Source organism: Streptomyces sp. NPDC048297 (assembly GCF_043201585.1).
Classification (GTDB): domain Bacteria; phylum Actinomycetota; class Actinomycetes; order Streptomycetales; family Streptomycetaceae; genus Streptomyces.
Genome location: NZ_JBICZA010000037.1, coordinates 1 through 24,779, shown reverse-complemented (window position 1 = coordinate 24,779; position 24,779 = coordinate 1). Strand labels below are relative to the sequence as shown.

Sequence of the window (24,779 nt, the reverse complement as noted above, 5' to 3'; positions counted from 1 at the left end):
GTGAGACCGTTGAGCACACGGCCGCCCCGCAGACTGCGGAGCAGTCAGGGCAGGCGGCCGGCGACGGTATCCGCGCGGACAAGGGTGCGGCCGTGATTGATCCTCACCCGGTCGAGCAGGCAACGGCCAGAACGTAACCGATGCCGCGTGCCTCAAGGGCAGTGCGGAGCTGGGGGCCTGGCCGTAGGCTTCGTCGCCGGTCACTCAGGAGGCGGTGATCCCGGCGTCCAGCGTGGCGTCGATCATCTCCCCGGCTAGTTAGAAGATCTCCACAGTTCGAGGGGATTGACACGCGGGCGCCGACGAGAGACCTGGGTGCATCCTTCCCGGGGCCGGGCACGCTGCGAGCGGCGTGGTGCGCTCAGATCATGCCGTAGCGGATGGCGAAGGAGACGGCGTGGGCTCGGTTGCGCAGGTTGTAGCGCTTGATGACGCCGTACAGCACGCTCTTGACGGTTCGTTCCGAGTAGCCCAGTTCGGAGCCGATCGCCTGGAGGTCGTACCCGTCCGCGATCAGACGCAGGACGTCGACTTCTCGGACGGTGAGTCCTCCGGCCGTGAGCCCGCGTGGCTCCAGTACCTCGATGTAGGTTCTCTCCACCTGGTCCATCAGCCGTCCCTGGAGCACGGCAGGCAGGTCGCCGTGCCCCGCGATCACCCGCTGCAGTGCCTCGCTGAATCTCTCCCAGGTGAAGTCAGGCCGGAAGATCACCGCTCTTGTGCCGAGCTCCAGGGCCTTCTGGATGTCGCCACGCCACTCGCCGTCCACGATCAGTACCAGGAAGGCTTCGGCACCCACCAGGCCACGCAGCTTGGTCAGAGCGGCGATATCCGGGTCGGTCACAGCAGCGACGACGAACTCGGCATCACCCCCGGCACCGGGCGGGGTGAGTATGAGCTCGGCCCGGTCATGGATGTAGCTCATCAGCGCCCGTTGGGTGATCTGGTCCCACGCGACCACACCAACCTTCACTCTGTCCCTGTTGCCCCAATTGTGCCTCGAAATTGCCGCTACCCGTCTTTGCCCCGCAGCCTCACCTGAACGACTTGTGCCGTCCAGGCGGTCCGTCCGGGGAGTTTGCCGGCCAGAGAGGGCCTGACCGGTGGGGCCACCCGGGGAGCCGGGGGCTCCGCCGGCCGCCAGTGTCGGTGGTGCGGACACCGTACTCACCTCCATTGGGTTGGGCCCGAAGCGGGCCCTAGGGCGGCATCGTGCAGCCGCGCTTATATTAGAATTTATAATCGAGCGGGGATAAAGGCAATGTGGGGCTTTGGGTGGTTCTGGGGCCTCCCGATGCTGTGGGGTGTGGACGGAATCCGCGGGTCCGCGGTGCGGGGTCTGGTGGGGTTGGCGGGGTGAGTGAACGCAAGCCGTATTCCAGTGACGTATCGGATGAGCAGTGGTCGTTGATCGAGCCGGTGATCATCGCGGGGAAGGACTGGTACTGCTCGGTGAGCGGCCATCAGGGCGCCTACGGCATGCGGGAGATCGTGAACGCGGTCTCAGGGCCGGCATCTTCCCCGCCCTCGAGTGTGAGCTGAACCTGGCCGCCATGGGGCCGCAGTACCGCACTCGGCGGATACCAGTCTGTTGGCTCTCGCCGCCACTGCGGGAGGCCCAACCCGGGGTTCTGTGGTGCACACTTGTGCGTCACTGAGGCCGTCCCCGTGTCTCACTTGTGGGGGCTTTGCCGGTGAGCATCCGGTTCTGGGGTGTGGCGTACTGGGCGGGAGGGCGACGGTCGAAGCGGCTCATGATCCAGCCGGCGAGGAATCCGACGGGGACGCTGAGGAGCGCCACGTTCTCCAGCGGGAACCAGTGAAAGTCCTGCCCGGGGAACAGCGCGGCGGGGCTTCCGGAGACGGTCGGGCTGAACACCTGCAGGAGCATGCAGGCAGCCGCGCCGCCGTAGAGGGTGGCGAGCAGTCCGTTCCGGGTCAACCCCCTCCAGAACAGGGCGTAGATCAGGGCGGGCAGGATCGTGGAGGCGGCGAGCGCGGCGGCGTAGGAGGCGAAGAAGAGGATGCTCCACCGGTACACGAGGACGGCGAGTACGACGCTGACGATGCCGACGACGGCGAGCCACCAGCGCGTCTGGGTGACCTGCTTTTCGTCCCTTGTCGTGGTGCCGTCGTGGGGTGTGCGCAGGTCGTGGGCAAGGGAGGCGGCGGCGGACAAGGTGAGTCCGGAGACGGCGCCGAGGGCGGTGACGAACACGGCGCACGCGAACAGGGTGAAGAAGGTTCCACCGCCGTGGCCACCGGCGATCGATTCCGAGAGCAAGAACAGGGCCGCGTAGCCCTGTCCGCCGCGGGCGACGATGGCCGGGGTGCCGACCAGCGCCGCGGCTCCGAGGCCGAGGACGGTCAGGGCGAGGGAGAAGGCGGCGAAGGCGAGCACGGCGTGCCGGGCGGAGCGTCGTGCGGTGCGCCCGGTGCGGGAGGCGTTGATGCGCATCAGTACTGGGGGCAGGATGCCGGAGCCGAGGGCGAGGGTGAGTGCCACCGAGAAGCGTTCGGCGGTGCCGGTCGCGGTGGGCCCGTAGAGCTGGCCGGGGGCGAAGTAGTCCTCGCCGCGGCCGCTGCCTTTCGCGGCCGCGGCGAGGAGGGCGCCGAGGTCGAAGTGGAACCGGTTCAGGATGACCGCCGTGGCGGTGACGAACGTGCCGAAGGCGAGGATGACCTTGGCGATCTCGATCATGCTGGTGCCGCTCATGCCGCCGAAGGCGGAGAAGGACACGATCAGGAGGCCGAGCAACACGATGCAGACCTGTCCGGCGCCGGCGTCGTCCAGGCCGAGGAGGTAGGTCATGGCATCTCCGGCGACCTTGAGCTGGACGACGGTCAGCGGCACGCACACCATCAGAGTGACCACGGCGGCGGCGATGCGGACCTGGCGGCCGGGGACACGGGTGGTAAGGATGCCTCCGAGGGTGAACGCGCCTGTGTTGCGCACGGGTTCGGCCAGCACGAGCAGGATGATCAGGGCGGCGACGGTACTGGTGGTGAAGGCTATGCCGTCCTGGCCGGCGAGCGCGATGGTGCCGACGGGGACGAGCAGGGCGGTCACCGATATGTAGTCGCCGCACATGGCGATTCCGTTGCGCAGGGCTCCGAGGGACCGGTTCGCGGTCAGGAATCCGGAGACGGTGTCGTATGAGGTGCCGACGATCAGGCAGAGGAAGAAGGACGCGACGACTACGAGCAGGAACGCGGTCAGCGAGGTCGTCAGGCCGCCGTCGGCGGAGGCGAGGTGGATCATCTCTGCTCCTGTTCGTCGTCGCCAGTGACCAGCGGGTCACATTGCACGGCGCAGGCGCGGTCGTACCACAGGGCGCTGCTGCACAGCGTGAGGGTGTACAGGGCGAGCAGGATCATGCCGAGGGTGAGCGGTCCGGTCACACGGGTGGCGAGCCCGTCCCGGACGGTCCAGCTGAGGGCGAGGACGGTGCTGGCGGCGGCGACGTTGATTCCGACGAGCCGCCGGCGCAGGCGGCTGGCCGCGGTCGGCAGCTGCGTCGGAACGGAGGCGCGGTCGGATGGTGGGCTGGGGTCGAAGGCAGCGAAGGCATCAAGGGGCGTGTGCATGTGCGGCTCCGGGCAGGTGTGGGTCGGGGAGGTCCCCATGGCCGGGATCGCCGGATGCGTCAGTGCGGGAGGGGCGACCGCCGTGGGTGGGCCGGGTCGGCCATAGAAAAGGGAGCAGGGCCGTGGTGGCGGCAGGGCGGGGCGGCGGAGACGTGCGCGTAAATACCGCGCGGTCCGGGCTTGGCTAGGCGCTCAGGCGACGGGCGGTGGGAGGTCCCGTGAGGGGACGTGCGACGGTCTGGATGAAGGCGGCGGCCGCGTGCAGGGCGCCCTGCTGGTCGAAGGCGGCGACGATCCACGAGCGGGTGCTGTGGACGTCGTGTCCATAGACCTGCTGGCAGGTGGTGACAGTCACCAGCCACGACACCGGCAGCCCGGATGACCGGGCTGCCGGGCGGTGCGTGGTCATGCTGGGGCTACTTCCATGTCCATCAGCGGGGCGTACTGCTGGCCGGCGTAGCAGTCGGTGTCATGCAGGTCGCCCTGGACGGTGGGGCGGGGTAGGGAGGCCTTCACGGCCAGGGCGCGGGGGTGGTTGACGACGAGGATCTCCGCGGGGTCGGTGTCATACAGGGTCGCGAAGAGAGTCTCGTTCAGGAAGCCGGTGGCGACGAGGGCGTCATAGGCGGTCTGGTCGTGGCACATGAAGTCGAAGGTGAGGGTGAACGGCCCGGCGTTCTTGGACCGGACGAGGGAGCAGTAGTCGAGCAGAGTGGTCACGGGTCACAGCTCCTCGGTGCTGGTGCGGAACAGCTCGGTGGGGGTGACGCCGGTGGCGACGTGGTTGAGGGTGAAGCGGTACAGCGGGCCGCGGTCCATCTCCGGCGGGGAGTAGGGGTAGGCGAGGGTGGAGACCAGGCCGTCGTACTCGGGGACCGGCAGGTGGCTGCTGGCGTGGGCGACGAACGTGGCGACGGCGTGGGCTGTTGCCTGGTCGGGGGCGGTGATGGTGATCAGGACACCGAGTTCGCGGGGGTCGAGCGGGTTGGGCTCGCTGCCCGCCAGCACGGCCCCTGCCCCGTAGAGGCGGTAATCGATGTCGACGTCGGCCGGGTCGACCGCGCCGCCGAAGACATCGGAGATCTTGGCGTCGAAGTAGTACTTGGCCATCGGCAGCAGCTTGGGCAGTGTGTCGACCACGACCCGGTCGCGCACGCCCCCGAAGATCACGGTCTGGTAGCCGACGAGTTCAGCGCCTTCGAGCTTGTTGGTGTAGCCGTCGGCCGGAACGTAGCGGGCGCCGCGCACCCGTACGGTCCGCTCGTCGACGGCCTCGTAGGTGGCGTCGGTGGTGTCCAGTACGCCGGAGGGCTCGGCGATGTGGAAGGGGTCGGCGTTCTCGTACAGCGTGTGCGCGGCGACCGACCGGGGCGTAAGCCGGCTGCCGGTGGCCAGCGTGGTCACCTCGAAGTGGTCCTCGCGTAGGGTCACCAGCAACCCGTTCGCGGACGGGGGGATCGCGCAGGCGGCGCCGCACTCGATGGTCTTGGCCATGTGCCAGGTCAGGCCGGGGTCCGCACCCTTGAGGTGGGGCAGGGCGGCGAAGAGGGCGGTGTCGCTGGCGCGGCCGGCGAGGATGACGTGGCAGCCGTCCTGGAGGGCTTCCTGGATGGGCTCGATGCCCATCATCGCCACCGTGTGGCTGCGATCGAAGAGGTCCCGGTCGATCCGAGGTGCGTTGGCGAGCGGAGCGATGCGGCCGACGTCGTAGAGGTCCTGGAGGCGGTCTGCGGGCTGGTCGGAGTAGATCAGGCCGAGCTTGAAGTGCAGGTTCTCCTCGGCGGCGATGGTACGGGCGAGTGCGGCGACGTGGTCGACGCCGACGTCGCGGCCCGAGGTGCCGCACGAGCCGATGATCAGCGGTACGCCGAGCTTGTCGCGGGCCTTGAGCAGCAGGCGCAGGTCGCGGGCGACGGCCTGGTCGGACAGCTTCGGGACGCCGGAGCCGAGTGCGGCGGGGCCGGAGTCGGTGGACCCGGCGTCGCAGGCGATCACGTCCGGGCGGGCGGCGACGCCGCGCGCGAGGGCGTCGGCGTCGAACCCGGCGCCGAGGGCGCCGGTAGGGGCCAGGATACGGAGTTCCATGAGAGTGGGGCCTTTCGGTGATACGCGTGCGGGAGGCGGAAGTCCCGGGGCGTCAGAGCGCGGCCCGGTCGGGAAGAGGGCGGGCCAGACGGGTGAAGACGAGGAACGTGATCCCGGCGAAGAAGGCGGCGTTCAGGAGCATGTAGCGCCAGTCGGTGAGGTCGATCGTGGTGCCGAGGATCGCCGGGCCCAGCGCCATCCCGGACTGCGAGGCGATCGTGTACAGGGCGGTGTAGGTGCCCAAGAGCTTCTGTGTGGGGGCGAGGTTCCACAGGGCGACGAGCGCGTTCACCGCGAACGTGGCGTACCCGAGGGAGGAGAGGATCATCGCCGCGATCGTGCCGGGCACGGTGGGCCATGCGAAGCCGACCAGCAGGCCCGCGATGAACAGTCCCACCCCGTAGCGCATGGTGCGCAGCTGGCCGAGCCGGTTCGACGCGTACGCGATCGGCACGACGCACACGAGAAAGGCGACGGCGCCGGGCAGGGCCAAGCCGCCGGCCTCGCCGCGGGTCAGGCCCAGGACCTGGGTGCTGTACGGCGTCATCAGCGAGCGGAGCGCGGACCACATGCCGGCGAAGCAGAAGATGCCGACCATCAGCATGAGCATCGGGCTCGACGGCGAGTGCACTGCGTCCTTGATCACCGCCCATGGCGAGGCGAACTCCCGCACCGTCTGGGCCTTGGCCCCCGAGTTCCCCTCGGGGAGGACCGCCTCGGTGTGACGGCGGCCCAGGAAGGCCCAGGACAGCCCCAGCATGATCAGCATCAGCAGCGGGGGGATCGCGAAGGCCAGGTGCAGGGAGCGGTCGACGACCAAGAGGCTGATCAGGGAGGAGACGACGATGGTGAGGCCGACGCCCGCCTTGATGAACCCCTGCGCCTTGCTGCGCTGAGAGGGGACCACGTAGTCAGAGACGAGGGTCTCGGTGACACCTTTGAAGGCGTTGGCGATCGCGGCGAACGCCACCACGCAGACAATCAGCATGGGCAGGTTCGTCGCCCAGGGAATCAGGGCGAACGGCACGGCCGCGACAGCGGCGCCAACCAGGATGATCGGCCAGCGGCCGAGGCGGCGCCGGACGAGCTTGTCGGAGACGAACCCGACGGACGGCTGGGTGATGATGCCCCAGGAGTGGTCCAGGCCCATGATCAGCCCGATCACGCCAGCGGAGGTGAAGTAGTGGCGCAGCTGCTCAGGGACCTGGGCGTCGTAGAAGTTCCAGACCGCTTCCTGAGCGAACACGGCGAGGGTCACACACAGCACGGCGCTGCGGTTCATACGCTCACCGACGCTTGGGCGAGGCATGGTCGTCGCCCCGCCAGAGGCGGGTGGGGAATCGAACATCATGTCGGCTCCTGCGCTATATGCTATAGCAAGAATGGGATGCCTGCCCGCCCGTACGTCCCTGGGCGGGCAGGCGGCTCTAAGGGGGTCAGCCGCTGGAGAGTTGAACGAGCGCGGCGCGGTGGTGGCGCACGGCGAGCTCTTCGGCGCGGTCCTCGTCCCGTTCGAGAAGTGCGTCCAGGAGTTCGCGGTGCTCGTGGTAGCGGACCCGGAAGGCCTCGGCCCGCTCTGGCGCGATCTTCATGGTGAGGTCGAGGCGTTCCTCGTCGCTGAATGCCCGAGCCTGGTCGAGCAGGCCGGCCAGGACCGGGTTGCCCACGCATGCCTCCACCTGATGGTGGAAGAGGCGCAGCTTGTGGAAGACGGCCTGCACCTGGTCGGCCACATCGACTTCCTGGCCTTGTTCGGCGACGGCCTCCTCGATACCGGCCACCATCTGGTCGGTCTGCGTCAGCAGCGAGACCAGCCCGGTGAGCTGCTCGGCGGTCGCGTTGCGCGCCGCGAGACGGGCCATCAGTCCGGACAGTCGGACCTCCGCCTCGACGATCTCCGCGCGCGCCGCCGAGGAGTGGTCGGCGATCCGCAGGGCCCGCGAGCCCACACGTTCGACGACCCCCTCGTGGACGAGTTGGCGCAGCGCCTCCCGGATCGGGGTAGGGCTGACGCCGAGCCGGGAGGCCAGGTCGCGTTCGGTGATCTTCTCCCCCGGCCACAGGGCGCCCTCACGGATCGCGTCACGAAGCCGCCGGTAGGCTTGGTCGGCCAGCGACATCGTCTCCATGGGACCCAGGGCGTCATTACTCATGCAAGCAAGAGTGCTCCTGCTATAGCAAATAGTCAATGGGTCAAGGTGAATCGTTGGCCAAGCCATATCTGTCTGGTGGCGGCCCGCAAACCAGCTGGGGCGGGCCGGGCTGTACGCCGCCAGGGACCAGGCCGTCCCCGGGAAGGGCGGGGGCAAGGAGACAATCGACCGTCTTCGCGGCGCGGGAAGCCCATCCTGGGCTCGGAGTTGAAGGCAGGCGCGGTCGGACGGCCGGGCTGCTGCCCCCGTACGTACGGACCAGGGGGCTACGGCGCCTGCACGGATGCCCCAAGGGAAGTCCCCGCCGCTTCTTCCTGGGGTGTGCTTTCGGCGCACGAGGCCTTCGGGTGCGTGTCGATGGAGTAGGCGCCGTACGTGGTCAGGGACGCGGCAACGGCCAGGAGCGCCTTGAACGCTTGAGGGGCGCCGGCGCGGAGGTTCTTTGCGTAGTGGTGGCGGTCGGATACGGTCACGTGGCTCCTCTGAGGCAAAGCGATATATCCCTGGGCACTGCCGCCCGGAAAGCGGTTGATGTCCTTGCCTCAACCCGTCCCGTCCGGCAGCAGGTGTGCCGGACGGAACGGGCTGAGGGGGTGCTGCCGTGTAGTGCCGGGTCAGTGGAGCTCGGCGGCTGCAGGCTCGACCGCCCCGGCGGGGCCGGGCTCGGTGAGGCGGGCGCCTTCGATGTCGAGGTCGGGAAGGCGCTTGCGGAGCCAGGCGGGCAGCCACCATGCGGAATGCCGGGTGAGGGCAAGGATCGCGGGCACGAGTGTCATGCGGACGACGAAGGCGTCGATGACGACGCCGAGCGCGAGCGCGAACGCGATCTGCTTGAGGATCATCGACTCGCTGTGCACGAACGCGGCGAACACCGAGACCATGATCAGCGCGGCGGCTGTGACCACGCGGGCGCTGTACCGGGCGCCGACGTGGATGGCGTGCAGGGGGCGGCGGGTATGAGTGTAGGTCTCGTGGATGCGGGAGACGAGGAAGACCTCGTAGTCCATGGCGAGGCCGAACAGGACGGCCATGACGACGACGGGCAGGAAGGAGGCGACGGGAGTGGACCCGTCCGCGCCGACCAGGCCTTGCAAGTGCCCGTTCTGGAAGACGGTCACGACGACGCCGAAGGTGGCGGCGACCGAGAGCAGAAAACCGAAGGCGGCCTTCAGCGGCACGACCAGCGAGCGGAAGACGACCAGCAGGAGCAGCAGCGACAGGCCGACGACGACCGCGCCGAAGGGCACGAGGGCGGAGGAGAGCTGGGCGGAGACGTCGATGGACACGGCGGTCTGGCCGGTGACCCGGACCGTTGCTCCAGTCTCATTCGCGATGCCGGGCTCCTTGTCCCGGATGGCGGTGACCAAGCCCTCGGTGCTCTTGGAGTCGGGCGCACCCTTCGGGACGACCTGCACGATCCCGTACGTGCCGGCCTGGTTCAGCGCGGGAGGAGTGACCGCGGCGACGCCTGGGAGGTCTTTGAGGTCCTTGGCGATCGTGGCAGCGGCCTGTCCGGGTGCGCTGGTGCGGCTGGTGTCGGCGAGGACGATCAGGGGGCCGTTGAAGCCGGGCCCGAAAGCCTTGTCGATGGTGTCGTAGGCGGCACGCTGCGAGGTGTGGGCGGGGGAGGAGCCGTTGTCGGGCAAGGCGAGCGCCAAGTCCTTCGCCGGCCAGGCCAGGGCGCCGAGCGCGGCGAGGACGGCGAGGACGGTGAGCCAGGGCCTGGCAGTGGCGAACCGCACCCATTTCTCGCCGGCGTTCACCGCGACGTCGGCGGTGTGGGCGGCGACGGCCCCTTCGCGGCGGGCAGCGCGGGAGCCGGGCTTCGGGGCGAGGCGGCTTCCGGCGAATCCGAGGACGGCGGGCAGCAGGGTGAGCGCGACAGCGACAGCGGCGAAGACCGCGAGCGCGGCGGCCAGGCCCATGACGGTGAGGAACGGGATCCCGACCACGGAGAGCCCGGCCATCGCGATGATGACCGTCAGCCCGGCGAACACCACGGCGCCGCCCGCCGTCCCGACGGCGAGGCTGACGGCGTGCTCGGGATCGTCGCCCTGCGCGAGCTGCGAGCGGTAGCGGGTGAGGATGAACAGCGCGTAGTCGATGCCGACCGCGAGGCCGATCATCAACGCGAGGGTCAGCGCGGTGGAGGAGATGGCCACGGCCCCGGTCAGCGCCAACACGCCGACGACTCCCGCGACCACGCCGACGAGGGCGGTCAGCAGTGGCATCCCGGCCGCCAGCAGCGAGCCGAAGGTGATCGCCAGAACGATCACGGCGACCACCACGCCGATCAGGTCCTGCGCTCCGGGCTGCGCGCCACCGCCGCCGAGGGCGGCGCCGCCCAGGTCCACATCCAGGCCGGCGGCGCGGGCCGGGGCAGCGGTCGCATCGAGCGCGTCGAGGCTGCCGGAGCGCAGGTCGTCCTTGACGACGTCGTACGAGACCTGCGCGACCGCCACCTTCTGGTCGGCAGAGACGGTTCCGGCCTTCGCCGGCGGCGTCACCTGGACGACCTGCGGGGCCTTCGCCGCCTTCGCGAGCACGCTGTCGATCGCGGCCTTGTAGCGGAAGTCGGTGACCTTCTGCCCGGCCGGGGCGGTGAAGACGAGCTGGGCGCTCGTTCCAGCGGTGCCAGGGAACTCATGGCCCATCGCATCGAGCGCCTGCTGCGACTCGGAGCCGGGGATGGAGAAGTCGTCGTTCAGCTTGCCGACGCCGCCGAACAGCGACATCGCCGCGATCACGGCGGCCAGGGCGGCCAGCCAGACCGCGATCACCAGCTTGCGGCGGCGGAAGCCGGCCCGGCCCAGCCGGTACAGAAGGGTGGCCATGGAGGTGCTCCAGGAGGAAGGCGCGGGACTTACGCCCGACGCATAAAATGGCAGCACTGTCACTTTACATGAAAATGGCAGTGCTGCCACTTTGGGATCGAGTACGCAGGAAGGATGATCACGGGCATGAACATTCCCGGACGTCGCGAACAGAACAAGCAGAAGACCCGCAAGGCCATCGAAGACGCCGCCGCCCACCTCTTCGACGAGCACGGCTTCGCCAACACCACCATCCGTGACGTCGCCCGGGCCGCCGGCGTCGGCGAGCGAACCCTGTTCCGCTACTTCCCCACCAAGGAATCCCTCGTCTCCGGCCAGGTCCGCGAGCTCATCCCTCGCCTCGCGCAGCTACTCCTCGACCGTCCGGCCGACGAACCGCCCTACACTGCGATGCGCAACGCGGTACTCACCCTCGCCGACCAGCACGACGTCCCGCCCGCCATCTTCATCACCGGCCCGCCCCGACGCTTCGACCCCGACTCCCGCACGGACCGCTTCCTCCTCTCGGACCTGGAGGCGGCTGTCACGGACGCCTTGGAGCGACGCCTCGCGGCGAGCGCACCCGATGCAGATCCCGGGACAGTCCGGCTCCAGGCGGCGGTCAAGGCCAGGGCAGGCGTCGCCGCCCTACGCGCCCTGGTCGCCGTCCATGCCGACCAGAGCGACACCATTCGCACGATCGGTCAGCTCACCGACTTCATCGAGGACGCCTTCGCCGCCCTCAACAGCCCCTGAGCTGATCCGGCTACAGAGCACCGGTTCACGGCCGACATTGCCCCAGGTCGCGTGAACCACAAGCGGGCCGCCCGGGTCATGAGGACGATCGGGCTGGCCGGTCTCCGCCTGCGCAGGAAGCATCGCACCACAATCCCGGACCCCGCCGCGGCCAAGGTCCCGGACCCGATCGGCCGTAACTTCACCGCGGACGAGGTGAACACGAAGTACGTCGGCGACATCACGTATCTGCCGCCGGCCGGCGGGAAGTTCCGGTATCTCGCGACCGTGATCGATCTCTGCTCACGGCGCCTGGCGGGCTGGGCGATCGCTGACCACATGCGCGCCGACCTCGTCGTCGACGCCCTCAAAGCGGCCGGGCAAACCCGCGGCAGCCTCGCCGGCGCCGTGATGCACACCGATCACGGGGCCCAGTACTGCAGCCGGGCCTTCGCCGACGCCTGCCGCCGTGCAGGCGTGACCCACGGGCCAACCTCCACACCCGCCGCAAGCGGGCCGACTTCCCCACCGGCAAGACCTTCGGCGACTGGGACGAGACCAAGTCCGCCATCCCCCGCCCCACCCAGGACGCCCTCAAGTCCCTGGAATGGATCGGCCGCCGGGAGAACTTCTGCATCTGCGGGCCCTCGGGCACAGGCAAGAGCCACTTCACCGAAGCCCTCGGCCAGACCGCGGTCGAGGCCGGACTGACCGTTGCCTGGTTCACCATCGAGGACCTCGGAGCCCTGGTCCGCCGGCACCGCGCCGACGACTCCATCGCCCGAGCCCTCGCGAAGATCATCCGCTCGGACCTGATCATCATCGACGACATCGGACTGCTACCGGTCTCACCGGACGCCGCCGAAGGCTTCTACCGCCTGGTCGACGCCGCCTACGAACGACGCTCGATCGCCGTCAGCAGCAACCTCCACCCCGCCGGATTCGACGAGATCATGCCCAAGACCCCGGCCACCGCGACGGTCGACCGGCTTATGCACCACGCTCACATCGTCGTCACCCAGGGTGACAGTTACCGGCTCACCCAGGCCACCAGCGGACAGGGAGTGAAGCCCTTCAGCTGACCCGACCGACCCGAGGGCGGGGAATTATCTGGCCGCCACCGGGGACATCTCGATGGTCGCCAGCGGGGCGAACTCCTGGCCGCCTACGGGGAGAACGAACTGGCCGTTGACACTTCAGGACTCCCGCGCCGCGGAGGTGACGATCCAGAGGACCGGAGTGCGATCTGCCATGACCGGAATCATCAATCTTCCCACTGGCAGCGCCGTCGGTCGTGATGGCAGAGAGTCGTTCGCCAAAACTGAGCGCCACCGCTCCACAGAAGTTGGGACAGAACCACTACTGGCCGACTCAGCGCGCCCGAGTACCCGCCGCAGCGTCGTAGGTGTGGTCGAAGTCGATAAGATCGCCGACTGAGGCTTGGGCGTGGGCTCGTGCGATCTGTTCGGCGCGCTCTGCGTCACGGGCGCGCAGGGCGTCGAGCAATTTGTGGTGCTGGTGGTAGCGCTGTTCCTGCCCTGCGGTGCGGCCGGCGGAGATCTGGGCGGTGGCGATACTCAGCCGCTGGGAGCGGCTGAAGGCGCGAAACTGGTCCAGGGCCCGGGTGAGCTGGGCGTTGCTGGCGGCGGCCTCGACCTCGCGGTGGAAGTCGCGCACGGCGTTGAAGATACGCTCGGTGTGCTCGGCGGACGGCTCGCGTCCGGCGTCGTGGTCGGCGCGCAGCACCCGGGCGGCCCTGTCTGCGGCGTCGAGGAGCCGCTGCATGCGCTGCAGTTGTTCATCGGTTGCCTTCTGGGCGGCGAAGCGGGCGGCGACTCCTTCCAAGGCGGCCTCGATGGCGCCGCCCTCACTGCGGGCAAGGGGTGAGACGCTGGCCACGCGCAGCGAGCGCGGGCCGGTGCGCTCCACCAGCTGCTCCTGCTCCAGTCGGCGCAGGGCTTCGCGGACGGGGGTAGGGCTGACGCCGAGGCGATCGGCAAGCCCACGCTCCGTGATCTTCTCGCCCCAGGGCAGGTCACCTTGGACGATCGCCGCCCGAAGGGCCTGGTAGGCCTGGTCGGACAGGGACTGCGAACTGAGTACGGGAAGCGACATGGACGTATTCGATATCTGCTACAGCACATTGTCAAACGGATGCGCGGAGGGCCGAAGATACCGGGTCGTTGGCGGGCAGCGGGTCGGGTTCGTCGGTGACGAGTGTGGCGCTGTCGGGCACGAGGGTGACCTGGACGATGGCCTCGTGCAGGCGCCGGCGGTGCAAGGCCTGCAGCTCGTGGGGGCCGATGCGAAGGGTGTAGAGGTAGTGGTCGCCGAGGAACGTGGCACTGGTGATCTCGGCCTGCCAGGAGGGAGCGCCGGGGGCGACGGGGGCATCGAGGAGGACGGCTTCGGGGCGCACGGCGAGGGTGACGCCTCCGGGCGGCGGGGTGGGGCTACGGAATGGCAGGCCGCCGGGCAGGTGGGGAGCTTCGAGGAGCCAGTGGTGGCCGTCGAGGTAACGGGCGGTGCCGGTAAGGAAGTTGCAGCGGCCCAGGAATTCGGCGACAAAGCGGTTGCCGGGGTGATGGTAGACGTCTTCGGGGGTGCCTGCGCGGACGATGCGGCCCTGGTTCATGACCAGGATGTAGTCGCTCATGGCGAGGGCCTCGGTCTGGTCGTGGGTGACGAAGACAGTGGTGATGCCGAGGTCGCGCTGGAGTTCGCCGAGCCATTCGCGGGCGCGGTCGCGGAGTTTGGCGTCGAGGTTGGAGAACGGCTCGTCCAGCAGCAGGGCGCTGGGATCGTGGGCGAGGGCGCGGGCCAGGGCGACCCGCTGCTGCTGCCCGCCGGACAGTTGGTGGGGGTAGGCATTGGCGCGGGAGCCGAGTTCGACCAGTTCGAGGATGTCGGCGACGCGCTGCCTGATTTCCAGCCTGCCTGCTTTGCGGATCTTGAGCGGGAAGGCGACGTTCTCGGCGACGCTCAGGTGCGGCCACAGTGCGTAGGACTGGAAGACGACGCCGAGGTCGCGCCGTTCGGCGGGCAGGTTGGCTTTGCCTGCGTCGAACAGGATCCGCTCGCCGTGGGTGATGGTGCCGCCGTTCGGCGTGTGGAATCCGGCTATCGACATCAGGGTGGTGGTCTTGCCGCAGCCACTGGGGCCGAGCAGGGTCACGAAACGGCCGTCGGGGACAGTGAAGCCGACCTGGTCAAGGACCTTGGTGGCCCCGAAGACCTGGGTGAGCCGGGTGATGGTGATCTCAGGCATGGCGGTGGCTTTCTTGGACGTCGTCTCATTTGGCGTGTTCGATAGTCTGGAACCGTGGGGATCTGTTGAGCGTCTGGTGCCGGATGAGTTGTGGGAACTGTTCGAGCGGGTGGTGCCGCCCGCTCCCTCGCGACCGCAGGACGGTGGCCGACGGCGGTACGGAGACCGCGAGGTTCTGACAGCGATCATCTTCGTGGCCACGTCGTGCTGCACACGGCGGCAGTCGCCTCCTTCGTTCGGGCCCCCGGGGCCGACGGCCCACCGGCGGCTCAGCGAGTGGAGCAGGGCCCGGGTCTGGGCCAAGCTCCACCGCCTGGTCCTGGACGAACTGGGTGCACACGGCGAGCTGGACTGGTCCCGATGCGCGATCGACTCGGTGGCATGCGGGCCTTGAGAGGGGGGAGCTGACAGGTCCGAATCCTGTAGACCGGGGCAAGAAAGGATCGAACGCACCATGGCCTGGCTCGCCGGCTGCACCGCCGCTACAAACGCAAAGCCGAACACTTCCCGGCCTTCACCAGCAGCGCCTGCACCCTCATCGACTACTGCCGACTCGCCAAATGAGACGGCCCCTTGAGCAGGGGCCGGCCCAGGCCGAGGGCGAGTGCGACTAGGAGGACCTGGACCACAGCGAGGGCCGCGACCGGACCGGGAAGCCCTTTGGACCAGGTCTGGAGCATGGTGGTGCCCATCAGCTCGGTGCCGGGTTTGGTCAGGAACACCACCGGGTCGTAGTCGCTGATCAAGGTCACGAACATCAGTACCAGGCTGCTGATCAGCGCCGGGCGCAGCAGGGGCAGGGTGATGCGGCGGGTGGTGGTCCACCAGCCGGCGCCCGAGGCCGCCGACGCCCTGGCCAGCTCGGGGCTGAGCCGGGCCAGAGCCGGGGCGAGGATGATGTAGCAGAGGGTCATGTTGCGCACGCACAGGGCGATCAGCTCGCCCCACAGGCTGGTGCGGAGCATGGCCCCGGGCCAGTTGACGATGAGGAAGAGCCAGAAGAAGCCGACGCCGAAGACGATGCCGGGCGTGGCCCGCGGGTAGACCAGCAAAGCCGGCAGGGTGCGGCGCAGCCGGAACCCGGAGGCGTGCGCGATCACGGTGGCCAGGGCGACCAGGGCGACGGTGGCCAGGCTGCCGACCGCGGCCACGATCAGGCTGTCGGTGATGGCGCGGTGCAGCGTGGGGTCGGTGAAGATCTGCCGCCAGTTGTCGCCGGTCCACAGATGCCAGGGCGCCACCAGCGTGGTCAGGGACGTGACCGCCGACATCAGCGCCAGACCCAGCAGCGGGATCACCGAGGTGAACCCGACGAATGCGGCCGCTACGGCGGCGAGCGGCTTCCGCCAGCGGCCCAGCGCGATCGGGCGTGCGGGCGGGGTGGCCCGGGCGCCGGCGGTGTAGCGGGCAGAGTGGCGCAGCAGCCGTCCGCGCAGCAGCAGAATGCCGGAGGCCACCACCAGGAGCAGCACTGCGCCGGCGGAGACAACTGGCGGGTCCGGGACAGGGCTGTTGGACCAGGAGTCATACAGGTAGCTGGCGATGAACTGAATGTTCGCCGGCCGGCCGAGGAACAGCGGGATACCGAGGATCTCCAGGCTGAGCGTGAAGATCAGCAGGCCGCTGTCGAGCAGCGCGGTGCGCAGCATCGGCACGGTCACCGTGCGCAGCACCAGCAGCGTGCCGCCGCCCGAGGCGCGCACCGCGTCCTCCAGGGTTCCGTCCGCGCCCTCCAGTACCGCTTTGCACGTCAAATAGGCGATGGGCAAGGTGACCACGGCGCCCAGCGCCGACATGCCGGGAAGCGAGGTGAGATTCCAGACGGGCAGGTGCAGGTTCTTGTGCCACAGCTGGGTGAGATACCCCGAGGGCCCGTACAGCGACTCCCAGCCCACGATCAGGCCGAGCGGCGGGATGAGTAGCGGGGCCAGCAAAACCGGTCCGAGCAGACGCCGGCCGGGCAGGTCGGTACGGGTGACCAGGACCGCGAAGGCAGCGCCCAAAACGAGCGCGGCGGCGGTGGACGAGGCGGCGAAGACCAGCGTGTTGACGGCCGCGGTACGGAAGGCGGGGTCGGTGAACAGCTGCCGGTAGGCGTCGGTGCTGAAGACGCCACCGGGCAGGTAGTAGGGCTTGGACAGCAGCGACGTGTACACCAGCGGCACCAGTGGTGCCAGGGCGAGGACGGCAACCAGACCCCAGACCAGGTACTGGCCGGGAGCGGCGCCGAGGCGCCGCCGCGCAGATGGTTCCATGGACCGGCCCGCGGGTTGCCCTGTGGCGGCCGGTGACGGGAGGGCGTCAAGAGTCATGGCGGGTCAGCGGCCCAGGGCCTTGTTCCAGCGGCCGGTGATCGTCTTCTGCTGATCGACGACGCCCTGCGAGACCGGCACCAGGTAAGTCTTCGCGGCCGGCACATGCTTGGCCAGATCCGTGAGGTCGGCGGTGCAGCCGGTGGCGGGCTTGAAGCCGTTCATGGAGGCCTCCATCCCGGATGCGCACATGACCTGCTGGCCCTGCTCGCTGAAGACGAAGTCGAGGAAAAGCTGCGCGGAGGCGGGCGAGGCGGCCCCGGAGGTCTGGCTGATCAGGCGCGGGGTCAGCGGGGTGGCGTCGCTCATGTACCCGTACTTCAAAAGGCCCTTGTACTGGGGGACGACGGCCTGGGCGATGCCGCTGGACAGCCAGCCGGTGGAGGCACCGCCCTGGACCAGGTACTGCAGACCGTCCAGGCCCTCGTCGAAGGTCTTGGTGTGCGGGCCGAAGGCGTCGAGCTGGCTGTAGACGGTGTCGGCGCCCAGGATGTGGATGAGCCCGTAGACCGCCTCGTAGCCCAGCGGGTTGTCGGGCGAGTAGCTGACCAGCGAGTTGTGCGCCGGGTCGGCCTTCACGTTCGCGGCCAGGCCGGCATAGCTGGTGGGGACCTTCGCTCCCTGGACCAGCTTGGTGTTCCACGTCACCAGCACCGGGTCGGGAGACATGACATAGACGCCGTGGCCCTGGTTGGTGAACTTCGGGAACTTCTCCAGCCCCTGGGGGGTGACCGAGGCGAACAGGCCGTTGCTCTCGCCCTGCAGCACCTGCGGGATCGAGTCGGAGATCAGCAGGTCGGCGGTGCGGGCGCTCTGGGCGTGCTCGGACTGGTACTTGCTGAAGACCTGGTTGTCCGACAGTTGCGAGTAGGCGGGCTTGATCCACGGATGCGCCTTGGTGAAGGCGTCCAGCAGCGGCTTCATCACCGATGCCGGGGTGTTGCCGTACACGATCAGCCCGGACTCCTTGTGGGACCGGCTCACCAGATCGGTGACCGCCGCCGGGGAGGCCGCAGGCGACGACGAAGCCGCTGGCGTGGTCGAGCCGCTGGAGCCGCTGGCCGAGCAGCCCGCGAGAGCTGCACCCGCCACCAGTACAGCAAGGGCCAGGACAGCGGAATGGGAGGACTTGGGACGCATGACGACAACCTCTCTCCGTAGGCAATATGCTATAGCATAATGCACCTATTCGGATTTTACCTGTGGGCTGTTTGCTATGGCAGCAGACCTTGCACTGGCGACCCGCGGGTGTCAAGGGGGTGGAAACCTGAGAGTCACCGGCCACCAACCTGCCCGAAACGAGGCGCTTGCGCGAGGGTGGCCGGTTAAGCGAATCGAAAGGTTCGGCTCCCTACCTTCGGCAGGCATGAGGGGTCCGCGACGACGGGCCCGCCACTGTTGGAGGTAATGCAGTCATGCAACGCTTCGCCGCATTCGTGATGCGGCACCGGATCTGGGTAGCCGTGGCCTGGGTCGCAGTCACGGTCGTTGGGGTGTTCATAGCGCCGCAGGTGTCGGGTCGCCTCAAGAGCGGCACCACGATCAGTGCCGCGAGCTACACCGCGAACCAGGCTCTACAGAAGGAGTACGGCGGGGTCGCCGCCCGGCCCAGCGTGCTGGTGGTCGGCCTGCCCAAGGGCACCACCGTGGACAGCCCGACGGTGAAGGCGGGTCTTGCGGCCGCGGACAAGATCGCCGACAAGGTGCCGCAGGTGCGCTCCCTGTCCTACGCCAACACAGGCGACCGCTCCCTGGTCGGCACCGGCAAGACCTCCACCCTGGTGATGGTGTATCCGCCCCGTATGGGTGACCCGGTGCCGCAGCAGGTCACCGACGCCATGCGCGCGGCGATCACCCACACCGTTCCCGGGGCGCACGTGCAGGTGACGGGTGTCGAGCAGCTCAGCTCGGGCGGAGGTGCGTCCGGCGGCAGCGTGCTCAGCGAGATCCTGGTAGGCATCGGGCTCGCGCTCATCGTTCTGGCCTGGGTCTTCGGCTCCGCGCTGGCCGTACTGCCGCTGATCTCGGCCATCATCTCGGTGCTGACCATGCAGCTGGCCGTCTGGGGCCTGACCTACGCCACCAGCATCGCGATCAACCCCTCCGTGCAGTTCATCGTCGCCCTGCTGGGGCTCGGTCTGTCAATCGACTACGCGCTGCTGCTGGTCAACCGGTGGCGTGAGGAACGCGACGCGGGCGCGGATAACAAGAAGGCGGTGATCCGATCGCTGCACAAGGCCGGCCACTCCGTAGCCTTCAGTGCCCTGATCGCTTCCCTGGGGCTGTTCGCCCTGATGGTGGTGCCGGTGTCGTTCCTCCAGGGTGTGGGCGTGTCCGGCCTGTTCATCCCCTCCATCGCGGCCTTGGTCTCGCTGACCGTCGTCCCGCTGCTGCTGTCCAGCGTCGGGCCGCGCATGGACCGGATCCGGCTGCGCAAGCGCCGGAACACCGGCCCGGGCACGATGTGGACGAGCACGGCGCAGGCGATCGTGAGGCGGCCCAAGATCGCCGCCGCCGTGGGAGCCACGATCCTGGGCGTGCTGTGCGCGTTCGGGGCGACCATCAACATGAACCAGCCCGCCGTCACTTCACTCTCGTCCGCCAGCCCCGCCGAGGAGGCACTGGTCTCCTTGCAGCACGACGGCTTCCCCGCCGGGGTGCTCACCTCGGTTCCCATCGAACTGCCTGCCGGGACCGACCCCTCCGCCACGGCCGCGACGTTGCGCGCCGTGCCCTCTGTACACGGCGTCCTGGTCGCCGACACCCCCGCCTGGCGCCACACGGGCAGCTCGGTGATCGTGGGGCTGCCCAGGACTGAGGTCGGCACCTCCCACGCCGGGACCATCGTGGCGGACCTGCGTGCCGCCGCCCCGCACAACGCTCTCATCGGCGGTGAGGACGTCCAGAACACCGACATCACGCACATCTTGATCCACTGGCTGCCATTGCTGCTGGCCATCGTCGCTCTGGTCACCTTCTTGCTGCTGGCTCGCGGTATGCGCTCGCTGCTGCTTCCCGCCAAGGCTGTCGCACTCAACATCGTCTCCGTCGGCGCCGCCTACGGCGTGCTGGTGCTGATCTGGCAGCTCGGCTACGGCTCCAACAGCCTGTGGGGGATCCCCGCGACCGGGTCGATCAGCCCGCTGGTGCCGATGCTGCTGTTCGGCTTCCTCTTCGGTGTCTCGATGGACTACGAGGTGTTCATCCTGGCCCGGGTCCGTGAAGCGTTCGACCGCACAGGCGACACCAACTCCGCCGTGGTCGAAGGCATCTCCCGCACCGGACGGCTGGTCACCTCCGCCGCCCTGATCCTGTTCCTGGCCCTGCTGTCGCTGTCCTCCGCCCCCGACGTGACCATCAAGATGATGGCCACCGGCATGGCCGCGGGCGTCCTCATCGACGCCGTCGTGGTGCGCACCCTGCTCACCCCCGCCCTGGTGGTCCTGTTCGGCAGGGCCAACTGGTACCTGCCCGCCTGGGCCGCGAAGGTCCTGCGGACCAAGCCGGCGGCCGTCGCCGAGCACCGGGACCCGGGGGAAAGCGGCCACGACGACGGTCTCCTGACCCCGGCGGGCGCGCTGCCCCGGCAGCGCACCTGACGCCTCGATGCCCCCCACCCGCACCTGCACTCATCCCGTCGGCCCCAGTCCCGCGCAAAGGGCCCCCGGACCGAAGCGACACAGCGCCGGTCCGGGGGTGGGGCCTTGTGGCCTTCCAACGTCCGAATTCGGAGCCGTGACAAATGAAACTGCATCGCATCCCAGTGATCATCGCCGCCGCTCTCGCAGCGGTCGGCGCGGCCGGCACCTGCATCACTGACCAGCTCGTCGTCCACACCGCGCGGCAGCACATCACGCACGCCGTGCACCAAAGGCTCCACCCCAGCGGGGCGGTCACCGTCCAGCTCACCGACGCCCTGGCCGGCCTTAACACGCTCACCGGCACCTTCGGCACCGTCCGCATCACCGCCGACGGCGTCCATCGCGGCACTCTGGACCTGGAGAACATCACCGCCACCCTGCACGACGTCACTACCCACGGCTCTACCACCGGCGGCACCGCCACCGCCACCATCCCCTACACCGCGCTGATGGGGCACCTGGGCACCCAGGCCGCCCACGCGAGCATTGCTACGGACGGCGACGAGGTGACCCTCACCCAGAGCGCGGGCACACTCGGCCTGCCGGTGACCGTGGCTGCGCGCATCACCACCACCGCCCACAGCATCACCCTCATCCCGACCACCGTGTCTGTCCTGGGCCGGGCCCTGCCCGTCAGCGCCGTGGCCCACACACTCGGCGCAAACAGCCTGGCTGTCGGCCTCACACCCCGTACCGTCTATCTGAAAGCACTACCCGCCAGGGCACAGCTGTCCTCGGCCCGCCCAGGGCCGAGCGGTCTCGCCCTGAAACTCATCATCCCCGCCACCCACACCCTGGCCGCCACCTAAGGCTTGAACGATGCGCATCCTGGTGATCGAAGACGACGACACCCTCGGCGCCTCCCTGACCTGGGGACTGCGCGCCGAGGGCTATGCCGTCGAACTCGCCGCCGACGGCAACGAAGGCCTGTGGCAGGCCACCGAGGGCGAGTTCGACCTGATCATCCTCGACGTCATGCTCCCCGGCCTGGACGGTTACCAGATCTGCTCCCGCCTGCGCGACGCGGGCAACTGGACGCCGATCCTCATGCTCACCGCCATGGACACCGACCTCGACCAGGCCGAAGGCCTCGATCTGGGTGCCGACGACTATCTCACCAAGCCCTTCGCCTACCCGGTCCTGCTCGCCCACATCCGCTCCTTGCTACGCCGCGCCGCCACCCCACGCCCCGCCCTGCTCACCGCCGCGGACCTGACCCTGGACCCGGCCACCCGCACCGTGTACCGGGCCGGGCAGACCATCGCCCTGACGCCAGGCGAACTGTCTGTCCTGGAATACCTGCTGCGCGCGAGCGGGCGCGCCGTGCCCAAGAGCGAACTGCTCCACCACTGCTGGGACATGGCTGCGCAGACCGACCCCGCCGTCGTCGAGGTCCGTATCCACAACCTGCGCCGCAAGATCGACCAGCCCTTCACCCACCGCCTCGTCGAGACGGTCCGAGGATCGGGGTACCGCATTGACCCGCATCGCCCCTAGCCGCTCCCTGCGCCTGAGACTGACCGCGCTGGCCACCCTCGCGATCACCGTCACCGTCGCCCTGGCCACCGCCGTGCTGGTCTTCAGCGTCGTACGCGCGGTGCGCAGCAATGTCACCACCACACTTGGCGCCTACGCCGACAGCGTCGCCCGCTCCGGCAGCGACGGAACCTGGCCCCGTCCGCTGCCCCCCGCGCCCGGCGGGCTGGGAGCCTGGGCCCAGGTGGTCGACACGTCCGGCAGCGTCGTCGCCGCCACCGCGAACGTCGCCGGCCAGCAGGCCCGCTACACCGTGCCCGTAAACAGCACAACCCCGCAGCGCACTGCGGCCGCCGAGCAGTCCGACGAGCGCGTCATCGCCCAGCGCTACGTCTCCGGCCATACCCCCGTCGTCATCTACGCGGGCGGCTCCACCGAACTACTCTCCCTGCTGACCAGCGACATCCAGGGCCGCCTGCTCTACGTCCTGCCCCTGGGCCTGGCTGGTGCGGTGGGCCTGTCCTGGCTGCTGATCGGACGCACCCTGCGCCCCGTGGAACGCATCCGCGCGGAGGCCGCCGAGATCACCGCGAGCGACCTGCATCGCCGCATCCCCGAACCTGTCAGCAACGACGAGATCGGCCGCCTGACCCGCACTCTCAATTCCATGTTGGCCCGCTTGGAGTCCTCCGCCACACGCCAGCGCCGCTTCCTCGCCGACGCCTCCCACGAACTGCGCACCCCGCTCGCCGCCGTCCGCACATCCCTGGAAGTCGGCCTCGCCCACCCCGACCGCGCGCCCTGGCCCGAACTCGCCGAGCGCGCCGTCACGGAGACCACACGGCTGCAACGCCTGGTCGACCAGCTTCTGCTGCTGGCCCGCGCCGACGACGACACCCTCCTCACCCGCCGCGCCCCCCTCGACCTCACAGCCCTCACCACGGCCACGATCGACGCCGCACCCTCCCGTATCCCCATCCGCCTCGATGCCCCGCACCCGGTGGTGCTCCTCGGCGACGGCGACCAGCTCACCCGGCTGATCCGCAATCTCCTGGACAACGCCGACCACCACGCCCGCCACTGCGTCACCGTCACCGTCACCACCGAGAAGTCCGGCACCGCCGTCCTCACCGTCGCCGACGACGGCCCCGGCATCCCGCCCGAGGCCAGGGAACGGATCTTCGACCGCTTCGTCCGCCTCCAGAGCGCCCGAGCCCGCAAGCCGGGCCAGTCCACCGGAACCGGACTCGGCCTGTCCATCGCCCGGGACATCGCCACCGCCCACGACGGCACCCTCACCGTCGCCCCCGCCCACCCGGGAGATAAAGGGGACGAAGACGGTCCCGGTGCCGCCTTTACCCTTCGGCTGCCCTCCCCCACGCCACCCCAGTAGCCCGGACACGAACTGTAGAGGCACCCCCGCCAGGCCCGGAAAACCCGCACCAATCTTGATCACCAACTCCAGGCCGGGGCCTGGCCGACGATGCGGTGCGCGGTTGCCTCGCCGATCTCCAGGTGGTCCGTGGAGACTCGGCGGGTCAGCCGTTGGGCTACCCCGAGATCGACCGGGGCGAGCGGATCGGTGGTACCGATGGGCCGCCCCAACGTGAGGGTACGTTTCCTCCTTCGCGGATGGTCACGCGCCGGCTTCGACACGTCGCTGGTCACGGGGCTGGTGTGAGTCCGTGGTCGTCTGCTCGTGCTGGTCACGGGCGGTTGACGGAATTCAAGATCGTCTGCCCCGGTGATCGCGGATCCACGGGTCCCCCGGTGTGAGCGAAGCGCCTGTCCCGTACGACCCGGGCGAGAGGTGCACAGGTGGCCAGGGGTGCGGAACCGGCCCTTCGTGGGCTGATCACAGCCCGCAGGGCCGAACTGACTTCGTAGGCAGAGAAGTTGAGCCAGCAACTTCACGACGTCCGCGACGAACTGGAGGAGTTTGCCGTCGCCGAGCGGGTCGCGCGTCGGTTGGCCGAACAGCTGGACGCCGAGCCGGGGGCACTGAGACGGTTGTCTACCAGTCCCGGCCTGCAGCTGTCCACGGCCGTCCTGACCTTCCTCGGTGACCTGCTGCGCGGCGATCTGAAGAAGATCGGCTCGCGGTGGCACAAGCTCTCGCCCGGGCAGATCGCCACGATCGTCCTCGCCGTTCTCCGCCATGACCAGCGGCTTGCCGACATGGCGGGCGGCAACCGCATCTCCGCGACCACGGTGCGCCGCTGAGCAATGGAGGTGATCGAACTGCTCGCCGCGCGGCCCCGCGGCTGGACCAGGTGCTGAAGAAAGTCACGCGAAAGGGTGGCCACGTCGTTCTGATCGATTGGGCCGATCGACCGAGCCAGCTGCGTCAGACGTGCCGCTGGGGCGTCGTCGATCTTCCGGCTGGCCTTGCTCCGTCGCCCTGGCGTCCCTCCCACCTGTCTTCGGCGATGAGGTACGTAATCATCCCGGGAACGGGCTTCGTTGCCCCGGTCAACGCTGCCGCACGGGCGTTGGCGTCCTTGAAACGCATGACAACCAACGGAACAAGTCCGTTTACCGGGACTCTTGCAGAAAGCCCCGGCGTTCACGCCGGGGATGAATGCATCTCAAGACTGCTCTGACGTACGATTCAGAGCGGACGTTTTTGCTGCTCGATGTACTGGCGGACGATCGCCAACGGTGCTCCGCCGCACGACGCGGAGAAGTACGAGGGCGACCACAGGTGT

Annotated in this window: 22 protein-coding genes and 4 pseudogenes; 10 read left to right on the top strand and 16 right to left on the bottom strand. The window is 69.0% G+C overall.

Annotated features, from left to right (window positions below; translation table 11 throughout):
* Window positions 1-361: 361 nt before the first annotated feature.
* A complete protein-coding gene (locus tag ACGFYV_RS31345) occupies window positions 362-961 on the bottom strand; it encodes a response regulator transcription factor (RefSeq protein WP_393881894.1) in 600 nt (199 codons plus the stop codon).
* Window positions 962-1,356: 395 nt separating this feature from the next.
* On the opposite strand from ACGFYV_RS31345, the pseudogene ACGFYV_RS31340 reads away from it, so the two are divergent.
* Window positions 1,357-1,503 (top strand): annotated as a pseudogene (locus tag ACGFYV_RS31340) (transposase); the annotation flags it as partial.
* 148 nt (window positions 1,504-1,651) lie between these two features.
* Here ACGFYV_RS31340 and ACGFYV_RS31335 read toward each other — a convergent pair.
* From ACGFYV_RS31335 to ACGFYV_RS31295, 9 genes are all read right to left on the bottom strand, one after another.
* Window positions 1,652-3,262 carry a cation acetate symporter gene (locus ACGFYV_RS31335; RefSeq protein ID WP_393881893.1) on the bottom strand — a complete coding sequence of 537 codons (1,611 nt, stop codon included), beginning with the start codon at window positions 3,260-3,262 and terminating at the stop codon, window positions 1,652-1,654.
* Window positions 3,259-3,588 carry a hypothetical protein gene (locus ACGFYV_RS31330; protein WP_393881892.1) on the bottom strand — a complete coding sequence of 110 codons (330 nt, stop codon included), beginning with the start codon at window positions 3,586-3,588 and terminating at the stop codon, window positions 3,259-3,261. The genes ACGFYV_RS31335 and ACGFYV_RS31330 overlap by 4 nt, the downstream gene beginning before the upstream one ends.
* Before the next feature lie 184 nt (window positions 3,589-3,772).
* Window positions 3,773-3,997 carry a hypothetical protein gene (locus ACGFYV_RS31325; protein WP_393881891.1) on the bottom strand — a complete coding sequence of 75 codons (225 nt, stop codon included), beginning with the start codon at window positions 3,995-3,997 and terminating at the stop codon, window positions 3,773-3,775.
* Window positions 3,994-4,308, bottom strand: a complete 315-nt coding sequence (locus ACGFYV_RS31320) for a DUF4387 domain-containing protein (protein ID WP_393881890.1) — start codon at window positions 4,306-4,308, stop codon at window positions 3,994-3,996. The genes ACGFYV_RS31325 and ACGFYV_RS31320 overlap by 4 nt, the downstream gene beginning before the upstream one ends.
* A 3-nt stretch (window positions 4,309-4,311) precedes the next feature.
* Window positions 4,312-5,673 (bottom strand): acyclic terpene utilization AtuA family protein, encoded by a 1,362-nt coding sequence (locus tag ACGFYV_RS31315; RefSeq protein WP_393881889.1) that lies wholly within the window; start codon window positions 5,671-5,673, stop codon window positions 4,312-4,314.
* A 52-nt stretch (window positions 5,674-5,725) separates the two neighbouring features.
* Window positions 5,726-6,955, bottom strand: coding sequence for an MFS transporter (locus ACGFYV_RS31310; protein ID WP_393881888.1), 1,230 nt, complete (start codon window positions 6,953-6,955; stop codon window positions 5,726-5,728).
* A gap of 154 nt (window positions 6,956-7,109) precedes the next feature.
* The gene (locus ACGFYV_RS31305; protein WP_393881887.1) at window positions 7,110-7,826 is read right to left on the bottom strand and encodes a GntR family transcriptional regulator; all 717 of its coding nucleotides are present in this window, start codon (window positions 7,824-7,826) and stop codon (window positions 7,110-7,112) included.
* A 266-nt stretch (window positions 7,827-8,092) separates the two neighbouring features.
* A complete protein-coding gene (locus ACGFYV_RS31300; RefSeq protein ID WP_393881886.1) occupies window positions 8,093-8,299 on the bottom strand; it encodes a hypothetical protein in 207 nt (68 codons plus the stop codon).
* Between the two features lie 141 nt (window positions 8,300-8,440).
* Window positions 8,441-10,660: an MMPL family transporter gene (locus ACGFYV_RS31295; protein ID WP_393881885.1), complete on the bottom strand. Its 2,220-nt coding sequence runs from the start codon at window positions 10,658-10,660 to the stop codon at window positions 8,441-8,443.
* A 126-nt stretch (window positions 10,661-10,786) separates the two neighbouring features.
* On the opposite strand from ACGFYV_RS31295, the gene ACGFYV_RS31290 reads away from it, so the two are divergent.
* From ACGFYV_RS31290 to ACGFYV_RS31280, 3 genes and pseudogenes are all read left to right on the top strand, one after another.
* Window positions 10,787-11,395, top strand: coding sequence for a TetR/AcrR family transcriptional regulator (locus tag ACGFYV_RS31290; protein ID WP_393881884.1), 609 nt, complete (start codon window positions 10,787-10,789; stop codon window positions 11,393-11,395).
* A gap of 21 nt (window positions 11,396-11,416) precedes the next feature.
* A pseudogene (locus tag ACGFYV_RS31285) lies at window positions 11,417-11,857 on the top strand (DDE-type integrase/transposase/recombinase); the annotation flags it as partial.
* A gap of 2 nt (window positions 11,858-11,859) precedes the next feature.
* Window positions 11,860-12,456, top strand: a pseudogene (locus tag ACGFYV_RS31280) (ATP-binding protein); the annotation flags it as partial.
* A gap of 289 nt (window positions 12,457-12,745) precedes the next feature.
* Here the strand turns inward: ACGFYV_RS31280 and ACGFYV_RS31275 are convergent.
* On the bottom strand, window positions 12,746-13,489 hold the full coding sequence (locus tag ACGFYV_RS31275; protein WP_393881883.1) for a GntR family transcriptional regulator: 744 nt from the start codon (window positions 13,487-13,489) through the stop codon (window positions 12,746-12,748).
* 31 nt (window positions 13,490-13,520) lie between these two features.
* On the bottom strand, window positions 13,521-14,642 hold the full coding sequence (locus ACGFYV_RS31270; RefSeq protein WP_393881882.1) for an ABC transporter ATP-binding protein: 1,122 nt from the start codon (window positions 14,640-14,642) through the stop codon (window positions 13,521-13,523).
* A 46-nt stretch (window positions 14,643-14,688) separates the two neighbouring features.
* Between ACGFYV_RS31270 and ACGFYV_RS31265 the strand changes: the two are divergent.
* Window positions 14,689-15,247, top strand: a pseudogene (locus ACGFYV_RS31265) (transposase); the annotation flags it as partial.
* Here the strand turns inward: ACGFYV_RS31265 and ACGFYV_RS31260 are convergent.
* Both ACGFYV_RS31260 and ACGFYV_RS31255 read right to left on the bottom strand, forming a co-directional pair.
* Window positions 15,185-15,913, bottom strand: a complete 729-nt coding sequence (locus ACGFYV_RS31260) for an ABC transporter permease (protein WP_393881938.1) — start codon at window positions 15,911-15,913, stop codon at window positions 15,185-15,187. The pseudogene ACGFYV_RS31265 and the gene ACGFYV_RS31260 sit on opposite strands and share 63 nt — an antisense overlap.
* 1,047 nt (window positions 15,914-16,960) lie before the next feature.
* The gene (locus ACGFYV_RS31255) at window positions 16,961-18,094 is read right to left on the bottom strand and encodes an ABC transporter substrate-binding protein (protein ID WP_393881881.1); all 1,134 of its coding nucleotides are present in this window, start codon (window positions 18,092-18,094) and stop codon (window positions 16,961-16,963) included.
* A gap of 353 nt (window positions 18,095-18,447) precedes the next feature.
* On the opposite strand from ACGFYV_RS31255, the gene ACGFYV_RS31250 reads away from it, so the two are divergent.
* From ACGFYV_RS31250 to ACGFYV_RS31235, 4 genes are all read left to right on the top strand, one after another.
* The gene (locus ACGFYV_RS31250) at window positions 18,448-20,553 is read left to right on the top strand and encodes an MMPL family transporter (RefSeq protein WP_393881880.1); all 2,106 of its coding nucleotides are present in this window, start codon (window positions 18,448-18,450) and stop codon (window positions 20,551-20,553) included.
* Window positions 20,554-20,696: 143 nt separating this feature from the next.
* Entirely contained in the window at window positions 20,697-21,404 is a 708-nt protein-coding gene (locus ACGFYV_RS31245) for a hypothetical protein (protein WP_393881879.1), read from the top strand.
* A 10-nt stretch (window positions 21,405-21,414) separates the two neighbouring features.
* Entirely contained in the window at window positions 21,415-22,092 is a 678-nt protein-coding gene (locus tag ACGFYV_RS31240) for a response regulator transcription factor (protein WP_393881878.1), read from the top strand.
* The gene (locus ACGFYV_RS31235; RefSeq protein ID WP_393881877.1) at window positions 22,073-23,464 is read left to right on the top strand and encodes a sensor histidine kinase; all 1,392 of its coding nucleotides are present in this window, start codon (window positions 22,073-22,075) and stop codon (window positions 23,462-23,464) included. The genes ACGFYV_RS31240 and ACGFYV_RS31235 overlap by 20 nt, the downstream gene beginning before the upstream one ends.
* Window positions 23,465-23,523: 59 nt before the next feature.
* Here ACGFYV_RS31235 and ACGFYV_RS31230 read toward each other — a convergent pair whose 3' ends face one another.
* Complete coding sequence (locus ACGFYV_RS31230) at window positions 23,524-23,739, bottom strand: hypothetical protein (RefSeq protein ID WP_393881876.1); 216 nt, start codon at window positions 23,737-23,739, stop codon at window positions 23,524-23,526.
* Window positions 23,740-23,967: 228 nt separating this feature from the next.
* On the opposite strand from ACGFYV_RS31230, the gene ACGFYV_RS31225 reads away from it, so the two are divergent.
* Window positions 23,968-24,294 (top strand): hypothetical protein, encoded by a 327-nt coding sequence (locus tag ACGFYV_RS31225; protein ID WP_393881875.1) that lies wholly within the window; start codon window positions 23,968-23,970, stop codon window positions 24,292-24,294.
* Window positions 24,295-24,682: 388 nt separating this feature from the next.
* Here the strand turns inward: ACGFYV_RS31225 and ACGFYV_RS31220 are convergent.
* A partial coding sequence (locus tag ACGFYV_RS31220) for a transposase (RefSeq protein WP_030183493.1) occupies window positions 24,683-24,779 on the bottom strand: 97 nt, incomplete at its 5' end.